Here is an 18499-nt window from a genome sequence, read left to right on the forward strand (position 1 = left end):
ACGAAACAGTGGGACACCCAGTACGTGGCCCAACTGCGGAGTGCGTATCTTCCCGACTAATTCGAGAGCAAGACGCACTCGAGAACGAACCCGATCCACGACTCGCTCGAGCCGACGGATCAATACACGGCGGCGATCGGTGTGTACTTCTGTCGGAATCGCCCGCCCCTTAATTGATTTGATACAGGAAGCTATAAGTAACTACCAATGATCTGCGAAATTAGTGGCGCAGTACCGCCAATTTGCGTAAAATTGGCCGGGTGGTCACAACACCCGACCTGCGTCCCATACGCTCAGGGACAATGTATATTCGAACACCTGCCTACGAAACCGTTTCGGTAGTACCGACTAAACAAACCAGCGTCGATCACTTCACGGTGGCTGTCGTCGCAGCGCCACAGTTTCTGGTCCGACAGCCGCTCGAGGCGCGTTTCACAGCTTCGAGCGCCCCATCACCGAGTGGCGTGGGTCAGGAGGGTGGTTGCAAATGACGCCACGAGACCACGACCGAATGCGGGTCCGTCTCGAGGAACTGCTCGCAGAGATGGAAACGCTCGATCGTCACTTGCTCGCGCCGCTGTCCCTGGGACCGGCGATCACGAACCTCGAGATGATGATCGAGGTCTACGAGGGTCTCGAGACTACTGGCGAGGATCTTCGTGTGGTGGCCGATGACTGATTCGACCGATGGTCCCACGGACCCGTTCCACCGGATCACGGGCCAACTGACCGTGCTGGCAGGGATAGCCCATCCCAGTTAGACCGCGAGACGGCGGACGGCAATCTCGAGGGCGTTTCCGAGTTCACACGGGTCGGCCACGTCTACTGGTTCGACCTCGCCGCCTCGTCCGTCGCGGTCGTCGTCTGACGAGCACCCCAGTAACCCGACACACACCGGTGCTCTCACGACGACCGTTCGGTCTTCATCAGTGGTCACGATTTCGACGCTCCCCTCGAGGCAGTTCTCCCGTTCCTCGAGAGAGCGATCCGCCGCAGCGGGAGGCCACTGCTTTCGCAGTGACCGCTGCCACCGCTTCACGAACAGAGTGCACCGCGAGCCGATTCCACTCGATTCTGCACACGTACTATCCATGATAGCCGATACTCCCACCGACGTCGCACCGACATATGACCGACTCGAACACCTCGAACGCCGAATCGGCGCCCTCGAGACCGAAAACGAAAGCCTTGGAGAGACGATCGACCAGCAGGCCGACTGCATCGATACCGTCGAAGACGAACTCGAGACGGTCGAAGCAGAGAACGAACGACTCAGAGAGCTACCACCGAGACGGTTCACCGAAATCTGGGGAAGAAATGTCCAGGATTAGCTTCGAAATGGTGTCCCGAGGCCAGCAACTCGCGTTTGCTTATTAGTGTTAACAATTATTTGTGAAGGAGTGGTTGCGGACGCATGGGGATATCGGATGTCTCGATTCACCCGGCCATAGGCATCGCCCGCGTGGGCAACAGCGACCAGTTCTTTATCGGGCCCGAGAAGCCCTGGGAGACGCTCGAGCCCACCGGCGGGTTCAAGGACGACACCTGTCGGGTGAAGCGCCAAGGCGCACGCTTTCGCCTCTTTGCCTCCTACGACGATGATCGCGATCCCACGGAGTTGTCGACCGATGACGTCGAATCCATCGAGTGGAACGTCACGCTCGCCAACAAGAAGGCAACGACCTACCCCGATAGGCGGAATAACCTCAGCGAGTGGGACCGAATCAGCGAGGATGAAGCCTCAATCAAACCGGGGACCGTGACGGTCACCGGCGGCAACGACAGGGCAGTCGTCTCGGAGGACCGGATCGTTTTGCCACGGAAGAAAGATCCCGACGAACTCGGCTCGTTCCCCGGGATGGCGGACGTCTCACTCGGAGAAATTCGGACCGACAGCCACGGCCGGCTGATCGTCCTCGGGGGGAAGGGAGAGTCGGATACGCCACACGATCTCTCGAAGGAAACCTTCGCAGACAGCGACTTCCACAACACAGGCTGGTACGACGACACGGCCGACGGAGCGGTGACAGCGACGGTAAAGACGAATGAACAGACATTCGAGGAGATCCCTGCGTGGGTCATTGTCGGGCCCCCGAAATTTGCACCGGGGATCGACAATATGGTCACGCTGTACGAGCGCCTCTACGACGTAATGGTCGAGGCCGGCTACGAGAACCCGCCATCGAAACCGTCGTACACGGAACACATTGCGCCCGTCCTGCAGCGGGCAAAAGAGGTCGAATGGATCGCTTCCCCGTCGCATGCGACCCACACTGGGGACATGGAGGGAATCTCGGCCGCCTGGGACCACCCCGTCGGGAAGACCCACGACGTGATCCGGAACCGCGTGTTCGAGAAGTTGCGCAAGCCATTCGCGTTCAACGCTCATCATTCCGGTGACCCGGCAATGCGTATCTCGCCGGGGACCCGAGTCGTGTTCGACTGGGTGTCCTACAGTCACGATGTCACCGTCGAAGACCAGCCCTCCGGAGCGTCCTGGACCGGCCATCCGACGACCGAGAACAGAGGCTTCTCCGTTTCACACACGTTCACCACCGAAGGGGTGTACACGTTCTACTGTGCAAACCACGTCAGTCCGTGGGGCATGAAAGGGGCTATCGTAGTCGGGTCCGACACTGCGGCGGACTTCGGCGACTGGTTCACCGACGCGCCACGGGGAGGTGCGACACCCACCTTCGACGGTTCGACAGCTGATCGCACCGGTCGATCAAAGGTTACCGTCGAGGTCGGTACGTACGTCGGGGACATGCCACGAATCGCGGGCGACGACGCCCACCTCCCAGAGACGTATCTCGAACTGTTCCAACAGTGGAAAGATAACGACTACATCGACGACTGGAGCTCGGACTGGGACGACGGTCCCGATCCGCCAGCGACAGTGACCCACGCGGGACTGGACAGGGCCGCACTCGAAAACGCGATGGGGGGTGCATTCTTCCCGGGGATCGAGACCGGCGGACTCATCGAGTACCTGCCAATCGACCAGTTGCCAATTCTGGATCCGACCAACTACCAGGGGCCGTTTAGGCTCGATCACGACGCCGTCGATCCCGGGGATCTGACCAAGTACATGGCGGTCCCGTGGCAGACGGACTTCTTCGCCTGTGGCTTCGGGACCTGGTGGCCGGCGTCGCGACCGATGGAGGTCCACCCACAGGGGCGGAACACGGAGAAAGACTGGGCTCGCGACCTCATCCAGTCTCAGCGGGGCAACGATACGGCCAACATGGTCGAGGACTGGCACAAACTCGGCTTCGTCGTCGAGCAGGGCGAGGAGTACGTCGAGGTCGATCGGTGTCTGAAACAGGTGCCCTCGATCACGCTACTGACGACGAGTATCGACTTCGGGGACGTCCCCCACGGTCCGATGGGATCGCGGACGACGAAACGGGCTATCGTGTTCGAGGTGAATGCGCCGACCGCTGATGTCGAACTAGAAATCACGAAGCAACCGACCGAACAGGCAAACATCCGTACTCCAAAAACACGCGGGTCAGTCACGCAAACGGCGACCAACGAGATCAAGACGATTCGATTCCCCGTCGAATACGACACGGACATCGGTGATACGGATATCCAGGCGACGATCGAGATTTCGGCCACGAACAGCAGCGGCAAGTGGACGATCGACGTCACGGCGTCGACGATCGACTGGGAGACGACGGCGGTCTCGCTCGTCCTCGATCGGTCGGGGAGCATGAGTGAGTCAAGCGGCGACACCCGAACAAAACACGACACGTTGCAGGCCGCAGCAAAGACGTTCGTCAGATCAATGCTCGACGGATACGGCGTGTCGCTGGTCGGGTACAACCACGAGGCGAGCGCTCTGCAAGACGTCCGGGAGATCGGAACCGACGTCTCCGGTGGGACGTCCGTCAGGGACGCCACGATCGACGAGATAGAATCCGGACTGACCCCCTCGGGCGCGACATCTATCGGAGACGGCATCAAGATCGGCCGGAAAACGCTCAATCAGGTCGGCCAGTACGCCCATGAGTCCATGGTGGTGCTTACGGACGGAAAAGAAAACACCGCCCCGTACATCGCCGACGAGGCCGGAACCGTCGACGAACGGACGTTCTCCGTGGGCCTCGGAAAGCCCGAAAACACGAGTGCGCCGGCCCTCGAGACGCTCTCGGGCAACACTGGCGGCTATCTACTCGTCACGGGCGAAGTCGACACCGAGGATCAGTTCCGACTGGAGAAGTACTTCCTCCAGATCCTCTCGGGGTTAACGACCGCCGAGGTCGCCCTCGATCCCGAGGGGACGCTCCAGGAGGGGGAACAACACCGAATCCCGTTTCAGGTGACTGACGCCGACACTGGCCTCGACATCATCCTGTTGACACCGTACCCGCAGGTCGTCGACTTCCGACTGGAGACGCCCATCGGCAACGTCATCGAGCCGTGGCGTGCCCACGCGGACCCGGCCATGAAGTGGGTCCTCGGCGACCGGGTCACCTACTACCGCCTGTCGCTACCTGCCGAGGTGGATCAGGATCGTCTCGAGAGCGACGGCCAGTGGCACGTCATCATGAGCATCGGCCGTCCGGAGACCAAACCCGACCGCGACGAACTCGACGAACTCGAGCGGATCGTCGGCCGGCGCGACGATGAGACGCGAGGTGCGCCGGTTCTGGCCGACGAGCGCCAGGAGTACGAGCACCGACTCGAGGACGTCCTGTCCGTAGCGACCGGGGTGGGGGAGGGCGTTCCGGGAGGGAGAGGAGGGGGGAGACGAGTCAACAAACGGTCTGCTCACCCAGACAGCGATCCCAGACGTACAGGAGGCCGGGTTGGACTACTCCCTGCTCGTTCACAGTTACTCAAAGCTCTCGATGAACGCTTCGCTGGACCGAACAGGGTACGAACCGGGTGCAAAACTCCACGTCATTTCGTCAGTCACTGAGAGCGGAACACGCGTTGACAGCGTCGATGTTTGGGCCGACGTGACCCGTCCAGACGGGACGAGCGATCGCGTTCACCTCGAACCGGCGGACGACCGGTATCGCGGGACGGTCCACACCTCGTCGCCCGGGACCTACCATATGCGTGTCCAAGCGCGCGGTCACACTTCGAAGGGAATCCCGTTCCAACGGGAACAACGCGTAACCGGCGCCGTCTGGCACGGCGGCGACCACGACGCGGAGACGAGTGCCAGCGGCGGCGGGCCGGCCGCCCGCGAACGCGCCCGCCGTCGTCGCCTCTGTGAGACCCTCCACTGTCTGCTCAGCGAAGACGGGGCACTGACCGAGGAGTTCGTCGACCGCCTGGAAGCGGCGGGGATCGACGTCGATGCCATCCGTTCTTGCGTCGGCGCGTACTGTCACGACCTGAACCCCGAACGGATCGAAGAGGGCGGCGCTGCTCCCGACCATCCGCCGGAACAGTGGCACGAGCGCGATGTCTTGGAGGATGTCGAAGACCAACTCCGGCGCGTCCTCGACGACCTTGGCATCGACCGCTGACGGCGGTATGTCCGCGAATACCAATCTGACTGACGATCGCGGTCGCTGTGAGGTGGCGGTCGTCGGCGGCGGGCCTGCCGGTGCGGTCGCTTCCCGGATCCTCGCCAATCGTGGTCGGGCGGTCGTTCTCGTAGAGGCCACCCGGTACGACGACTGGCGTCTCGGGGAGACACTCCAGCCGTCGATCCGTGAGCCCCTGACAGCGCTCGGCGTCGGAGAGGCATTCGACGCGATTCCGACGGTCTCCTCGAACGGGATTCGACGGTACTGGGGGGACGACGAGCCGAGGTCTCGGACGTTCCTCGCGAACCCGTACGCGGGCGGGTACCACGTCGATCGGACGGCATTCGACCGGATGCTGGGTCTAGCCGCCCGCAACGCAGGGGCGACGCTCCTGCTTGGGGCACGTGTGGATGCGTGTGAACCCGATTTCGACAGCCAAAGGATCTCACTTTCGCTCGATACGACAGCCGCATTCGCCGAAACGCTACCACTCGTGTCCGACGACCAGGACAGAATCAGCGCCCGAGCAGTCCTCGACGCCTCGGGCAGGACGGCGACTGTCGCACGCCGGTTGGGGGCTGACCGCGACGTCCACGATAAACTGGTCGGTGCCGGCGCGACGTTCCGGGCCGATCACGATGACTGTGGCCGATACACGCTGATAGAGGCAATTCCGGATGGGTGGTGGTACTCGGCCCCGCTTCCCGGCGATCAATTGGTCGTCGTGTTCTTTACCGACGCGGATCTGCTCGGTGTGCGCAGTGGCGCTGACCCGTGGCGTGACGCGCTGAACGCGACCAGCGAAACAGCCGACCGCACGGCGGCGGCAACGTTCGAACAGGGGCCAGCCATTGCGCCAGTCCTGAGCCATCGGCTCGACCGTGACCTCGACGATCAGCCGTGGCTTGCCGTTGGGGACGCCGCGATGGGAGTCGACCCACTTTCGGGGACCGGCATCGAACGGGCTATCGACACCGGCGTTCGCGGTGCGATCGCGATCGACCGGTGGCTCGATGGATACCGTGATCAGGCCGAAACCTACGAAGATGACCTCGATGCCGACTTCAGCGAGTATCTCGAGCGCCGAGCGACATACTACCGGCGAGAGGACCGCTGGCCAGACACGGCGTTCTGGCGACGGCGTCACGATCCCGCGACAATCGACACGTCCTGAACCCGTCACCACCGTGTTCGGTAGCGATTGCCGACCGAAACTGGACTTTTTGCAGGCCGAAAGAAAGTAGCCTCTCCGTTTCATCTCCACAACGATCGTCACTGCCGACGTCAGGCATCGCTCAAGACGGGATTTAGTGTGATTTCCGAGGTCGAGGATCTCAGTGGCGTGGTCGACAAAATTGCACACGAACGGCGTTCCCCCGGAAAGTACCGATTCGATTAGACACTTGCTGTCCGCCCCACAGGAGGACACGATCACTACCCCAATAGATACCCAATCAGCGAACCAGGATAGCCAACGAGAAACCAATCGGCATGAACGGAAACGCAACGCACGACTGCCAATCCGAAGGTCGGTGGTTGGTCCGAGCACCGCTGGTCGATACACTCCCAACTCCTCTTCCGACGTCTCCTATCGAAGAGACGACGACGGCAGATACAGCCGATAAGCGGGTATTGACGATAGAGAATTGCAGTACGCACCCGTGGGTGGCTGTGACCGTGGAACAAGCGACCTCGTTCCAGTCGGCATCACGACGCGCCGGAGAGGGGCAGCGGTTTCGAGACACTGAGCGCAGGAATCGGTTGACGGCGGCCAGGATGAGTACTGTGACCGCCAGAAGGGGGAATGGGGGTACGACGGCAGGGGATGCGTGTATGGCGCAGGGATGATGTGGCGTCCTGCCGTACTGCTACCAAACGGTCCAGCGGGTAAAGCAGTACTTCCAAACAGATTTGGGTCGGATGAGCCACGGCGAAACGCGGACGGTTGGACGTGTCACCGCTGGGCTGATCGAATCGAACGTCTCAGGCGACGTGTATCGTCACGACTATCGAGGGACGGATCGCGGCGCCCGAGACGACCGGGTTGGAAATAGACCTGGCCGTCACAGAAACGTCGAAAGCCCGAGCGCGACGGCGAGGACGAGAACGGGATAGTCGATCCGCGAGAAGGCAAGCGACGGCAGCGTCGGATTCCACGCAAAGCATCGCGCCTGCAACGCGACCGAGAGTCGATCCGCGCGGTCGAACGCGCGGGTGAGCCCGAGAATGCCGATCGTGCTGGCACGGTCGACCGTCCCTCGTTCGGTTCCCAATCGGGCGGCAATCGCCTCGCGAATCGTTCGGAGATCGCCCCGAAGCACGGGGAGAAACCGAAAGACGAGTCCGACGCCGATTCCGAGTATCTGGCCCGGTTTTCCGGGGATCGTCCGTTGGATCGCTGCGCGCGAGTCGCGGACGGGGGTCGACCTGACGTAGGCCGCGCTGACGAGGAGGATTAACAGAACACGATAGCTCGCAAGCGCAGATGCGACGGCGGCCGATCGATCGAACCAGGGCACACCGACCGTGATGCCCGCGATAAGCGGTGCGATCGCGAGGATGAGCAGTGCAAACCGGTATGCGACGACAGTCCGACGGAGTGGCAGCTGCGCCGCCGTTACTGCGACCGCGGTGAAGACTGAAAAAACGAGGAGCGCCCTCGGCGTCGTGTGTGCCAGCGCGGTGGCGGCGAATCCGATCTGAACCGCCAGCTTGGTTCGGGGGTCGAGCCGGTGGACGATAGAATCGCCGGGCTCGTAGGTCAGCATTGATGCGATCCCGTGTCCGTTACTGGTAGCTGCAGTTCTGTCAGAGCGCGCATCGAAATCACAGGTCTGGGACGCGTATTTCGAGCCCCTCGAGTTCCTCGAGGGCAGTGGCTGGCGGGCCGTCGACGGCGATCCGACCGGCTTGCATCGCGATCACGCGGTCGGCGAGTGCGCAGACGTCACGCAAGTCGTGGGTGGCGAGCAAAACGCCGGTTCCGTCGGCCGACAGCGATTCGAGTCGATCGAGGACGGATTGCCGGGCGGGGTCGTCCAGCCCGGTAAAGGGTTCGTCGAGGACGAGGTGTGTCGGTTCCATCGCGAGCGCGCCCGCGATCGCGATGCGTGACTGTTCCCCACCGGAGAGCGTATCGATCCGGTCGTCCTCCCTGCCAGTCATGTTCACGGCTTCGAGCGCAGCCGTCACGCGGCGATCGATCTCCTCGCGTGGGAGTCCGAGGTTTTCGGGTCCGAACGCGACGTCCGCACCGACAGTCGCCGAGACGAACTGGTCGCGAGGGTGTTGAAAGACCATCCCGACGCTCGAGCGGGCGGCGATCAGATCGTCGGCGACGGCCGTCCCGTTTACGAGAACCTCACCGGAGTCGGGTTCCAGAAGGCCGTTGCAGTGGCGCAACAGGGTTGTCTTCCCGCACCCGTTTGCGCCAGCCAGGAGGACGAACTCCCCGTCGTCGATCGTGAGCGAAACGTCCTCGAGAACCGTGACGTCCTCGAACGCGTACGAGACGGACCGAAATTCGATCATCGGCGCGTCAGGTCAGGGCCGGACCGGGGTTATCCGTCCGGATCTAACGATGGCGATAGCCGCGGCCATCTTGAGTATCTCGCCCGGAATGAACGGGATCGCACCGGCGGAGATGGCTTTCCACGCCCCCCACTCGAGGAGCCACGCCATGTATGCGGTTCCCATCCCGTATATGATGATCGTCCCTGTGACGAGCGCCCCCACCAGAATCGGTACCGAAACGGCTTGCAGATCGCGCAGCGCCGTCCCGCGATGCACGACGGCCCCGATGACGACCGCCGCAACCAAATACGACAACAGGTAGCCACCGGTTGGTCCGGTCAATGCGCCGAATCCACCTTCCATACCGGCGAACACCGGGAGACCAACCGCGCCGGCCGTGAGATAGATCAGGAGTGAAATACCACCCCAGACCGGGCCCAGAACGAGTCCGGCGAGGAAGACGAAAAGCACCTGTAACGTGATCGGCGCCGGTGAGAGCGGCATCGGTATCGACACCGGTGCTGACGCGCCGATCAATGCTGCGAGGACCGCGGCCCGAGCGAACTGTCGGACGACGACGTCGTCGACGAGATCGACTGAATCTTGTTTCGTTGCCATACACTCGCTCTCTCGTAAACCTAGATCAAAACTTCGGTTTCCGAGCTTACGAGTAATCTCGATTACACTAATAGCGGAACGGGGCGTTCCCGTCGAAACCAGAGTTTACGGCGAAACAGGATGCTTCCTCTCAGTTTCAGTGACGGTTTCAACCGGGATTCGACATATCGAAACCGAAAGCAATTGCGTTCCGAACGGACGTCTGTCCGCGTCTCGTGATCGACCGGTGACGGTAATATCCGGTTGTATCGCTTCGCTAATTGGAACGACCGGCGGTCTTATGCGTTACTTCGGTCCCCTGATGAAAAAATGCGAACCAGTAGTACGCGGGCTGACGGACGGGAGATATACGAGTCGAAATCGATACACCGTCGGAGGGGTGTTCGGATCGGGATTCGAGTTCCGACCGAGCGAACGCCGAGGCGGGAACGCGAGGACGAACGATGAGCCGACGCCCGACGTTGACTGTCCTTTCTGTCGTGCTTATCGCAGCTGTCGTGGTCGGGAGCATCATTGTGCTGCCGATCCTCGGCGACGACGGACCGGTCGCCGCGGCGGATGCCGGGACCGATGAAATCGGGGACGGCTCGTCGCCCAAAGGACCCACACAGGCCGCGCTCGAGACGGTCGTCGCTCAGCAGGACGACCGGCAGACCGAGTGGTCCGAATTCGATCCGGTGACGTTCGAGTCGCCGACGGCGGCGGATCAAAGCGCAAACGAACGGGGCACGACTCAGGGTGATCCTGCCGACGCCCTCGAAGCCGGCGTCGAGGAAGGAATCGAACTCGTTCAATCCCAGGGACTGAACGTCACGCAAGACCAGCGCGCGGCGGCCCTCGAGGGTGCTCGCGCGTCGGTGTCACAGTATCAGAACGCGGACTCCGAGCAGGTACGGGCGGCGACGGCTGGGGCCGTCCACGGCGCGTTGATTCAGAAACAATCGGCGAACGTGACCCAGATTCAGCACGCGGTCGCCGGTGCGACCGGCGGCGGGCTTTCCCAGTCCCAGTCGGTCAACGCCACGCAACTCCAGAGCGCAGCGTGGGGTGGGGCTCACGGCGCGATCGCCCAGAGTCAGAACGTCTCCGTCGAACAGATTCAGGTCGCGAGCAGCGGTGCGGCCGCGGGGGCCGCAAACGAGGCCGGCGCGAAAGACGTCGGCTCGGTGGCGAAAATACAGGAAGCCGCCCAGGGATCGGCCTACGGCGCCCTGACCCAGTACCAGTCGATTTCGGTCGAACAGCGCCAGCGGGTGACCATAGAGCACGTCCGACACGCCGCTGCGGGTGCCGCCGCCGGCGCGCTCGAGGGAAGTACGTCTGCGGGTCTCGAACAGATGCAGCGGAGCGACGTCCGACAGGAACAGCAAATCGACGTCGAGCAGCGCCAGCGAGTGACGATCAAGCAAATCCAGAAGGCTGCGGCCGGAGCAGCGAAAGGTGCGCTCGTCCAGGAGCAGACCGTTTCGGTCGAGCAGACTCAGGCCGCGGCCCGCGGAGCGAGCAGGGGTTCGCTCACGCAGATACAGGGCGTTCGCATCGAGCAGGTCCAGCGGATCTCGATCACGCAGGTACAGGAGGCGTCCGTCGGCGCGGCGACGGGGGCGATTTCTCAGAGCCAGGACGCAACCGTCGAGCAGATTCAGGCCGCTGCGACCGGAAGCGCGGGCGGTGTGCTGGTCCAGCGCCAGGAAATTTCGATCACGCAGAGACAGTACGCGGCGATCGGAGCGGCCGAAGGGGCGATTTCATCCGCCTTCCAGCGGCAGTCGGTGACGGTCGAACAGATCCAGGCCGCCGCGTTCGGTGCCGGTGACGGGTCGGTGAGCCAGGCCCAGGTCGTCCAGATAACCCAGGTCCAGCACCTCGCACGTGGCGCTGCGAGCGGTGCCCTCTCTCAGACGCAGGCGGCGACGGTGACACAAATTCAGGCGGTTGCGCGAGTCACCGCTCAGGAGACGGCTCACGTCGTCCAGTCCCAGCGGATCAGCATCACGCAACTACAGACCCTGACCGAAGAAACCGCGTCGGAAACGATCGCCTATGTCGTCCAGGAAGACACCGAGGACGTGACGGAGATCACCCAGCAGGTCGAGGTCACCGTCGTCCAGCGACTCGAGACGATCGACCGGATTGAGGGGACAGCGTCGATCGACGTTCCCGACCAGCAGTCCGACGGGGAGCGAATCACCGTCGAAGACGTTTCGCTCTCCGAGGGCGGGTACGTGGCCGTCTACGATGGAGTCGCGGTCGATGCCGATCCCGCCGATATCGTCGGCGTCTCGAGGTACCTCGAGGACGGTTCGTACGAGAACGTCACGATCGAACTCGACGACTCGCTCGCTTCGAGCGGGGCGATCGTCGCGGTCGCACACCACGAGACGACCGGCGACGAAACGTTCCAGTACGTCGATTCGGACGGCGAGGAGGACGTTCCGTACGTCACCGGCGCAGGGGCGCCGGTCCTCGACGGTGCGTTCCTGACGGTTGCGGACGACACTCGCGACGCCACGGCGACGCTATCGGTTTCCGACCAGACCGGCAACGGATCGGCGCTAACGGTCGACGAAGCGAACGCATCCGTTCCGTACACCGTGGCCGCGACCGTCGACGGCGAATCGATCGGAAGCGAATCGTTCTCGGCCGGCGAACTCGTGACGAATCTCTCGCTCGGCCTCGAGCCGGCCCTCGAGGAGAACGCAACCGTCGACGTTTCGATCGTCGGCGAGGACGGCGCGACGCTCGTGAACGAGACGATCACGTACAGCGTCGTGGAGGACGGACCCGAGGGTTCGATCTCGGTCGACGACCAGACGGGAGACGGTGAGACGCTCGAGGTCGATGCCGCGAGCGCGTCGGTCCCGTACGTGATTTCCGCTGCGTACGGCGACGAGCGGGTCGATAGCGACCAGTTCGAAGCGAATACCACGATTACTGACGAGGAACTCGAGTTGGATCCGCCGCTCGAGGAGAACGCGACCGTCGACGTCTCCGTTCGCGCCGTGGCTGACGACGCAGTGCTGGCGAACGAATCGGTCGAGTACGGGATAGTACAACGGGGGTCGGACCGGCCGACGGCGAACCTCACGGTCGCCGATCAAACGGGCGACGGCGAGACGCTCACCGTCACTCAGGCGAACGCGTCCGTCGAGTACGCACTCACCGTTACCGACGAGAACGGCACGCAGCGAACGACGAGCGACACGTTCAATGCGAACGCGACGATCGGACCCGAGGAGTTCCCCCTCGATCCGCCGCTCGAGGAGAATTCGACGCTCGAAGTGGCGGTCGTCGACGTAGAGAACGACACCATCCTCGAAACGGATACCGTCGAGTATACGGTCGATGGAGCGCTCGAGGAGTTCGCAGTGGAATTCGCGAGCTGTTCGCGGGCGGAGGTCACCGCGTCGCTCGAGGCAGGCGATCAGGTCGCCGCGAGCACGGGATTTTACACGACCGGCGGCTTCGGAAACACGATTCTGGACGATCTGATTACGGTCGGCGAAGACGTCCCGGCGCCGTTTAACGGTACGATCGTCTTCGAGATCGGCGACGAGCGCAGCGTCACGACCGAGGGAGACCGCGTGACGGTCGAGGTGCCGGATTACGGTACCTTCGGCACGTACATCTCCGGGATCAGCTCGCCTCAAGCGGCTCCATTCGGCGGGATAGACTTCCCGAACCCGTCGGAAACGTGTCGAGATGAGGTGCGGCCGGACCGGCCCTCGCTCTCCGTCGTCGAAACGATGCCGGTCGGTGACGGGAACGCCATAGACGTAACGTTCGGGTACGAGAACCCGAACGACGCCCCGGTGGCTGCAAACAGTGCGTTCGTCGAGGGAACGACGGCCGACCGACCGCCGAGCGAACTCGAATCCGGCCAGCAGACGTTCACCGTCGAGTGGGCGCCCGAGAGTGACAGCGAACGTCTCGTCTGGCAGGTCGACCTCTCGAACTTCGGCTACGACGAGCCGCTGACCGCCGAAACGCCGCCCGCGGGCGAGATCGAACCGTCCCAGCCGGCCGCCTTCGACGTTTCGATAACGGGGACGAACAGCCCGGTCGAACAAGGCGACCCCATCGCGGTCGACGCCGAACTCGAAAACGTCGGCGACGAAGCCGGCAGCCAGAATGTCTCGATCGCCGTCGACGGGACCATCGGCAACGCCACCTCGGTGTCGCTCGAGCCCGGCGAAACCCGGACGGTCACGCTACGGGACGGGACGACGGATCTCGAACCCGGCGAGTACCCGGTCGAAGTTTCGACCGCGAACGAGACGGCGGAGACGACGGTTACCGTCGAGCCGGCGGGTGAACCAGCCGCGTTCGCGATCGCCGACGTGTCGGCACCCGAAACAGGATTGCCTGGCGAGCAAGTAACGGTGAACGCGACGATCGAGAATCGAGGCGATCTCGAGGGAACGCAGACGGTTACCTACAGTATCGACGGCCAACTGGCCGCCGAGGAATCGGTAACGCTCGCTGGCGGGCAAGCGACGACGCTTTCGTTTTCCACCGATCTTCCGCCAGGAACGTCGACTCACACGATCGCGACTGACGACGATCAGACGTCGGTGACCATCGAGACAACCGTGCCGGTCTCGAACGAAGAGACGGAACCGGAAGCACCGACCGAACCGGAACAACCAGACGAGCCGACCGAACCCGAGCAACCAGACACTCCGGCCGAACCCGAGCAACCAGACGAGCCGACCGAACCCGAGCAGCCAGACACTCCGGCCGAACCGGAACAACCAGACGAGCCGACCGAACCCGAGCAGCCAGACACTCCGGCCGAACCCGAGCAACCAGAAACGCCCGCCGATGACGATGGTGCGGCTGGTGAGGAAGAAACCGCTGTCGACGGAAACGCAACCGCGGATACTGAGAACGACACTGCCGGTGCGGGCTAAACTCGTGGTGTTTGTGCAGTTCGGGTTCGTCAACGGCGATGCTCACGTGTCGGAAAAACGGGGAACCAGGTTGCGTCGACCGTCAGTGCTGGTGGCCGGTCGCTTCGCCGAAGGTGACGCCGAACCGTTCCTCGAACAGGTCCATCACTTCCGCTTCCTGCGCCTCGAGTTCGTCGTCGGCACTGTCGCCGTGGTGAACGATGTGATGGGCGCGACTCGCGAACGAGAGCAGCATGACGTCGCCAACCGTCTCGGCGTCCGTCTGGTCGCCTTCGGCGACGAGGTCGACGAGGCCGGCTGGAATCGTTACCTCGTCGGTCGCACCGTCTTCGGAACAGATCGAGAAGGTCGTCGTCTGGACTTCGTCGGTCATACTCCTACGGTCGGGAAGCGTCCCTATAGATGCTGTGGCTCGTCTCGACGATCCGTCCGCGGCCGAATTGCGCGGACGCGAGCGTCACTCGCCGGAATGGCATCCGTCGTCGATCGATAGCCAGCGGCTGGCGTCGGCAGTCGGTCGTTTAGTTGTCGTCAGCCACGCTGCGTCGGACCGACTCCCATCGCCCCTTCGACTCGAGGTGGGACTGCAGTTCGTTGGCGTACTCCTGAGTGAGTCGTTTGGCAGCTTCGCGTTGGTCGTTGTTCGACGGGTTGGAGGTCTCGCCCATTCCGAGCGCGGCCTTGATCGAGTCGACCAAGCTGCCGCTCGAAGTGCTCAATCCGCCGTTTGCACCGCCGCCGGCCATCGCTCCCATCCCCGACTGAATGTTATCGAGTTCGGGAATGATGCCGTCTATCTTGTCCGTGTTGGCAACGATCCTGGCCCGGTCGGGATCGTCGGGGTTGTCGATCTCGAACTCCGTTGCGGTCATGATCAGGCTCCACTGCTGGTTCGAGAACTGTGACTGCTCGATTCGCGTCGAAAAGGACTGATCGACGGACATCCGCTCGCCGACTATCTGATCCGTCCACGGATTGTCGCTCATAGGCTTCGGTTAGATCGGTGGCTGTATCAGCGTTTCCCATCCGTATATTTCTACAGAGAGACAGCGAGAGTGCCTCGGGTTCGTCCGAAACGGCGTAGCCGTTTCGTGATGACGAGAGACCGTCGGTCTCTCGAACCACTTGACCCCGAGGTATTCACAAGAAAGGCGGATTCCGAGCGCCGAAGCTATCAATCTCGTTGACAGTCTCTCGAGTCAGGATAACGCTGATATAGGTGGTTGGTATATGTTATCGTGTATCGTCATGTACGACCGCATCCTCGTACCGACCGATGGCTCCCGAGAGGGCGAACGTGCGATCGAATACGCGTTCGACCTTGCGCGCACGCACGATGCGACGATCCGCACGCTCTACGTCGTCAACGCCACCGGCTACAGCGGACTCCCGATGGAAACCGCGCTCGAAGGGATCAACGATGCGCTTCACGGCAAGGGTCGGGCGGCGGTCGGACGAGTCGAAGAACTCGCACCGGACGACGTTACGGTCGAAAGTCAGGTGCGCGAAGGCGCGCCGAGTCGCGTCATCGTCGACGAGGCAGACCCCGACGAGTGCGACCTGGTGGTGATGGGAACCCACGGGCGTGGCGGAATCGACAGGCTGTTACTCGGCAGCGTCACGGAACGAGTGGTCCGGGATGCCCCGGTGCCGGTACTCACGGTGCAGGTTGACCCCGAAGCGGTCGACGAAGAGTCGGCGCAATATCGTCTCGCCGCAGAGTGAGCGTCGCGGTACCTCGGCACTGTAACGCGATTCTCCCCATCGAAAGCGGTGGGCCACACCGTTCGAGAGCTGGTTAGACCGGTCGAAGGTGTTCGCAATCCCCCGCCGACACGGTTACCCGTTCGTCGTCGGTCTCGACCACGAGCGCCCCGGATTCAGTGACGTCGATCGCATCCCCGACGACCTCGCCGGCCGGCCGATCGACCCGAACGTGCTGGCCCAGCGTCAGCGCTAGCTCGCGCCAGGTCGGAACAACGGTGTCGAGGTCGGTTCGGTAGCGATCGTACTCCTCGAGCAGTCGCTGGACGAAGCGTCGACGGTCGACGTCCCCTGCCTCGTCTCGGATGCTAGTCGCGCCTTCGGGAAGCTCCTCAGCGTCGAGGTTTGCGTTGACTCCGATGCCCGCAATGAGCCAATCCACCCGATCTGGCTGGCCTTCCATTTCCGTGAGGATACCCGCAAGCTTCCGGTACGCGCCGTCGTCGCCAACCGGGACGACCACGTCGTTGGGCCACTTGATTCGCGCGTCGACGCCAGCCTCTCGAGCGGTCGTCGCCGTCGCGACCGCCGCTGCGAGCGTGTACAGCGGCGCCTGTGCGGGCGTGATCGACGGACGGGTGACGACGCTCACCCAGACGCCACCTGCGGGCGCGGACCACTCTCGCTCGAGACGGCCTTTCCCGCCGGTCTGTTCGTCCGCGAGGACTGCAACATCGGCGCCACCCTCGGCCGCCAGCTCCCGCGCGCGATCGTTCGTGCTTCCCACGGAGTCGTGATAGTCGATCGAAAACGGAGCCTCGAGACCGAATTCGACCGCCGGAGCATTGTACGCCGCGACGTCGGCGAGTTCGTAGCCGTTCGGTCCACTCTCGATCTCGAAATCCGCATCACGAAGCGCCTCGATGTGCTTCCAGACGGCTGCCCGCGAGATGTCGAAGTCGTCGGCTAACGCCGGCCCGGAGACCGGTCCGCCGGCTATCGCCTCGAGGATAGCGCGTCGCGTCTCGTTCATGGCCGAAGGAGGGTGGCGCTCGCACTTCAAACAGCGGGATTCGGCCGGTCACTGGGGCGAATATCCGCCCTCGGCATCAAAGAACCTGATCGGCGATGATGGTCTTCTGTATCTCGCTCGTGCCGTCGTAAATCTTCGTAATCCGTGCGTCACGGTAGAATCGCTCGACCGGATGATCCGAGACGTATCCTGCACCGCCGTGGACTTGCAGCGCTTCGTCGGTGACGTCGACTGCTCGCTCGCTTGCGAACAGTTTTGCCATCGAAGCCAGCCGCGTCGCATGGCCGTCGTCTCCCGATTTCAGGGCCGACCCGGCTCGGTAGGTGAGCGAGCGCGCTGCTTCTACGTTGGTCGCCATCTCCGCGATCTTGTGACGTATCGCCTGAAACTCTGCGATGGGCTGATCGAACTGCTCGCGTTCGGTTGCGTAGGCGACGGATGCCTCGAGAGCCGCCTGTGAGACGCCGGTTGCCTGGGCTGCCACGTCGGCCCGTGCACTCGCGAAAAACTGCATCAGCTGATAGAAGCCGCGATCGACCTCGCCGACGACGTTTTGCTCGGGGACACGAAGGTCGTCGATGACGATTTCTGCGGTGTCCTGTGCTTCAATCCCGAGTTTGTTCGTGATTCTCGTCGCCTCGTAGCCGTCGGCGTCGGTGGGCGTGAGGAAGGCGGTGATACCGTCGTGTCCCTTCTCGGGAGCGGTCTTGGCCATGATAATCGCCACGTCGGCGACGCTGCCGTTCGTGATCCACATCTTTTGGCCATCGAGTATCCACTCGTCGCCGTCTTTCTCGGCACGAGTCTCCATCCCTGCCACGTTCGACCCGTGTGCGGGCTCTGAGATACAGGTCGCGATCGGCGTTTCACCAGCCGTGATTCTCGGCAGCCACTCCTCGCACTGGCGCTCGTCGCCGTACTCGACGAGCATTCCGGTGCCGAAATCTGCCGCCGAAATCGAGCCGCCGACGCCGGGGTCCGCCCGCCAGAGCTCCTCCGTGACGATCAGGGTCGAAATCGGATCCATCTCCGCACCGCCGTACGCTTCCGGAACGTGTGGCGCCACGAGGTCGAGCTTCGCTGCTTCCGCCAGAAGATCGGCGGGATACCGCTGGTCAGCCTCGTACTCCGCGGCAACCGGTCGTATCTCCTCGTCTGCGAACTCCCGAACGGCGTCGCGGATCGCCTGCTGCTCCGGAGAGAGTTGAAACGACATACCACGACCT

The 18499-nt window shown here is 62.9% G+C and carries 15 protein-coding genes; 7 read left to right on the forward strand and 8 right to left on the reverse strand.

The window, feature by feature from the left end; translation table 11 throughout:
- Positions 1-487 precede the first annotated feature (487 nt).
- Entirely contained in the window at positions 488-679 is a 192-nt protein-coding gene (locus HYG82_RS29795) for a hypothetical protein (RefSeq protein ID WP_179260698.1), read from the forward strand.
- Positions 680-757: 78 nt separating this feature from the next.
- Here HYG82_RS29795 and HYG82_RS29800 read toward each other — a convergent pair whose 3' ends face one another.
- Entirely contained in the window at positions 758-1093 is a 336-nt protein-coding gene (locus tag HYG82_RS29800) for a hypothetical protein (RefSeq protein WP_179260699.1), read from the reverse strand.
- On the opposite strand from HYG82_RS29800, the gene HYG82_RS29805 reads away from it, so the two are divergent.
- From HYG82_RS29805 to HYG82_RS29820, 4 genes are all read left to right on the forward strand, one after another.
- Positions 1092-1331, forward strand: a complete 240-nt coding sequence (locus tag HYG82_RS29805) for a hypothetical protein (RefSeq protein ID WP_179260700.1) — start codon at positions 1092-1094, stop codon at positions 1329-1331. The genes HYG82_RS29800 and HYG82_RS29805 overlap by 2 nt on opposite strands.
- Before the next feature lie 83 nt (positions 1332-1414).
- Positions 1415-4930, forward strand: coding sequence for a LodA/GoxA family CTQ-dependent oxidase (locus HYG82_RS29810; RefSeq protein WP_179260701.1), 3516 nt, complete (start codon positions 1415-1417; stop codon positions 4928-4930).
- 40 nt (positions 4931-4970) lie between these two features.
- Entirely contained in the window at positions 4971-5489 is a 519-nt protein-coding gene (locus tag HYG82_RS29815) for a hypothetical protein (RefSeq protein WP_179260702.1), read from the forward strand.
- A 7-nt stretch (positions 5490-5496) separates the two neighbouring features.
- A complete protein-coding gene (locus tag HYG82_RS29820) occupies positions 5497-6666 on the forward strand; it encodes an FAD-dependent monooxygenase (RefSeq protein ID WP_179260703.1) in 1170 nt (389 codons plus the stop codon).
- An 889-nt stretch (positions 6667-7555) separates the two neighbouring features.
- Here HYG82_RS29820 and HYG82_RS29825 read toward each other — a convergent pair.
- Genes HYG82_RS29825 through HYG82_RS29835 form a run of 3 tightly spaced genes read right to left on the reverse strand, consistent with a single transcriptional unit; the run spans position 7556 to position 9623 of the window.
- On the reverse strand, positions 7556-8260 hold the full coding sequence (locus tag HYG82_RS29825) for an energy-coupling factor transporter transmembrane component T family protein (RefSeq protein ID WP_179260704.1): 705 nt from the start codon (positions 8258-8260) through the stop codon (positions 7556-7558).
- Between the two features lie 58 nt (positions 8261-8318).
- Positions 8319-9023, reverse strand: a complete 705-nt coding sequence (locus HYG82_RS29830; protein WP_179260705.1) for an energy-coupling factor ABC transporter ATP-binding protein — start codon at positions 9021-9023, stop codon at positions 8319-8321.
- A 12-nt stretch (positions 9024-9035) separates the two neighbouring features.
- Entirely contained in the window at positions 9036-9623 is a 588-nt protein-coding gene (locus tag HYG82_RS29835) for a biotin transporter BioY (protein ID WP_179260706.1), read from the reverse strand.
- Between the two features lie 443 nt (positions 9624-10066).
- Between HYG82_RS29835 and HYG82_RS29840 the strand changes: the two genes are divergently transcribed.
- The gene (locus tag HYG82_RS29840; protein ID WP_218834214.1) at positions 10067-14536 is read left to right on the forward strand and encodes a DUF7282 domain-containing protein; all 4470 of its coding nucleotides are present in this window, start codon (positions 10067-10069) and stop codon (positions 14534-14536) included.
- A gap of 82 nt (positions 14537-14618) precedes the next feature.
- Here the strand turns inward: HYG82_RS29840 and HYG82_RS29845 are convergent, their stop codons facing one another.
- Together HYG82_RS29845 and HYG82_RS29850 are read right to left on the reverse strand one after the other, a co-directional pair.
- Positions 14619-14909: a DUF7545 family protein gene (locus tag HYG82_RS29845; protein WP_179260707.1), complete on the reverse strand. Its 291-nt coding sequence runs from the start codon at positions 14907-14909 to the stop codon at positions 14619-14621.
- A gap of 148 nt (positions 14910-15057) precedes the next feature.
- The gene (locus tag HYG82_RS29850) at positions 15058-15522 is read right to left on the reverse strand and encodes a DUF5799 family protein (protein WP_179260708.1); all 465 of its coding nucleotides are present in this window, start codon (positions 15520-15522) and stop codon (positions 15058-15060) included.
- Between the two features lie 262 nt (positions 15523-15784).
- Here HYG82_RS29850 and HYG82_RS29855 point away from each other — a divergent pair, with 262 nt between their 5' ends.
- Positions 15785-16261 carry a universal stress protein gene (locus HYG82_RS29855; protein WP_179264433.1) on the forward strand — a complete coding sequence of 159 codons (477 nt, stop codon included), beginning with the start codon at positions 15785-15787 and terminating at the stop codon, positions 16259-16261.
- A gap of 73 nt (positions 16262-16334) precedes the next feature.
- On the opposite strand, the gene HYG82_RS29860 is transcribed toward HYG82_RS29855, so the two are convergent.
- Both HYG82_RS29860 and HYG82_RS29865 read right to left on the reverse strand, forming a co-directional pair.
- Positions 16335-17273, reverse strand: a complete 939-nt coding sequence (locus HYG82_RS29860; RefSeq protein ID WP_179260709.1) for a biotin--[acetyl-CoA-carboxylase] ligase — start codon at positions 17271-17273, stop codon at positions 16335-16337.
- A 76-nt stretch (positions 17274-17349) separates the two neighbouring features.
- Positions 17350-18489 carry an acyl-CoA dehydrogenase family protein gene (locus HYG82_RS29865; RefSeq protein ID WP_179260710.1) on the reverse strand — a complete coding sequence of 380 codons (1140 nt, stop codon included), beginning with the start codon at positions 18487-18489 and terminating at the stop codon, positions 17350-17352.
- Positions 18490-18499: the final 10 nt, after the last annotated feature.

It is taken from the genome of Natrinema halophilum, from assembly GCF_013402815.2.
GTDB lineage: Archaea > Halobacteriota > Halobacteria > Halobacteriales > Natrialbaceae > Natrinema > Natrinema halophilum.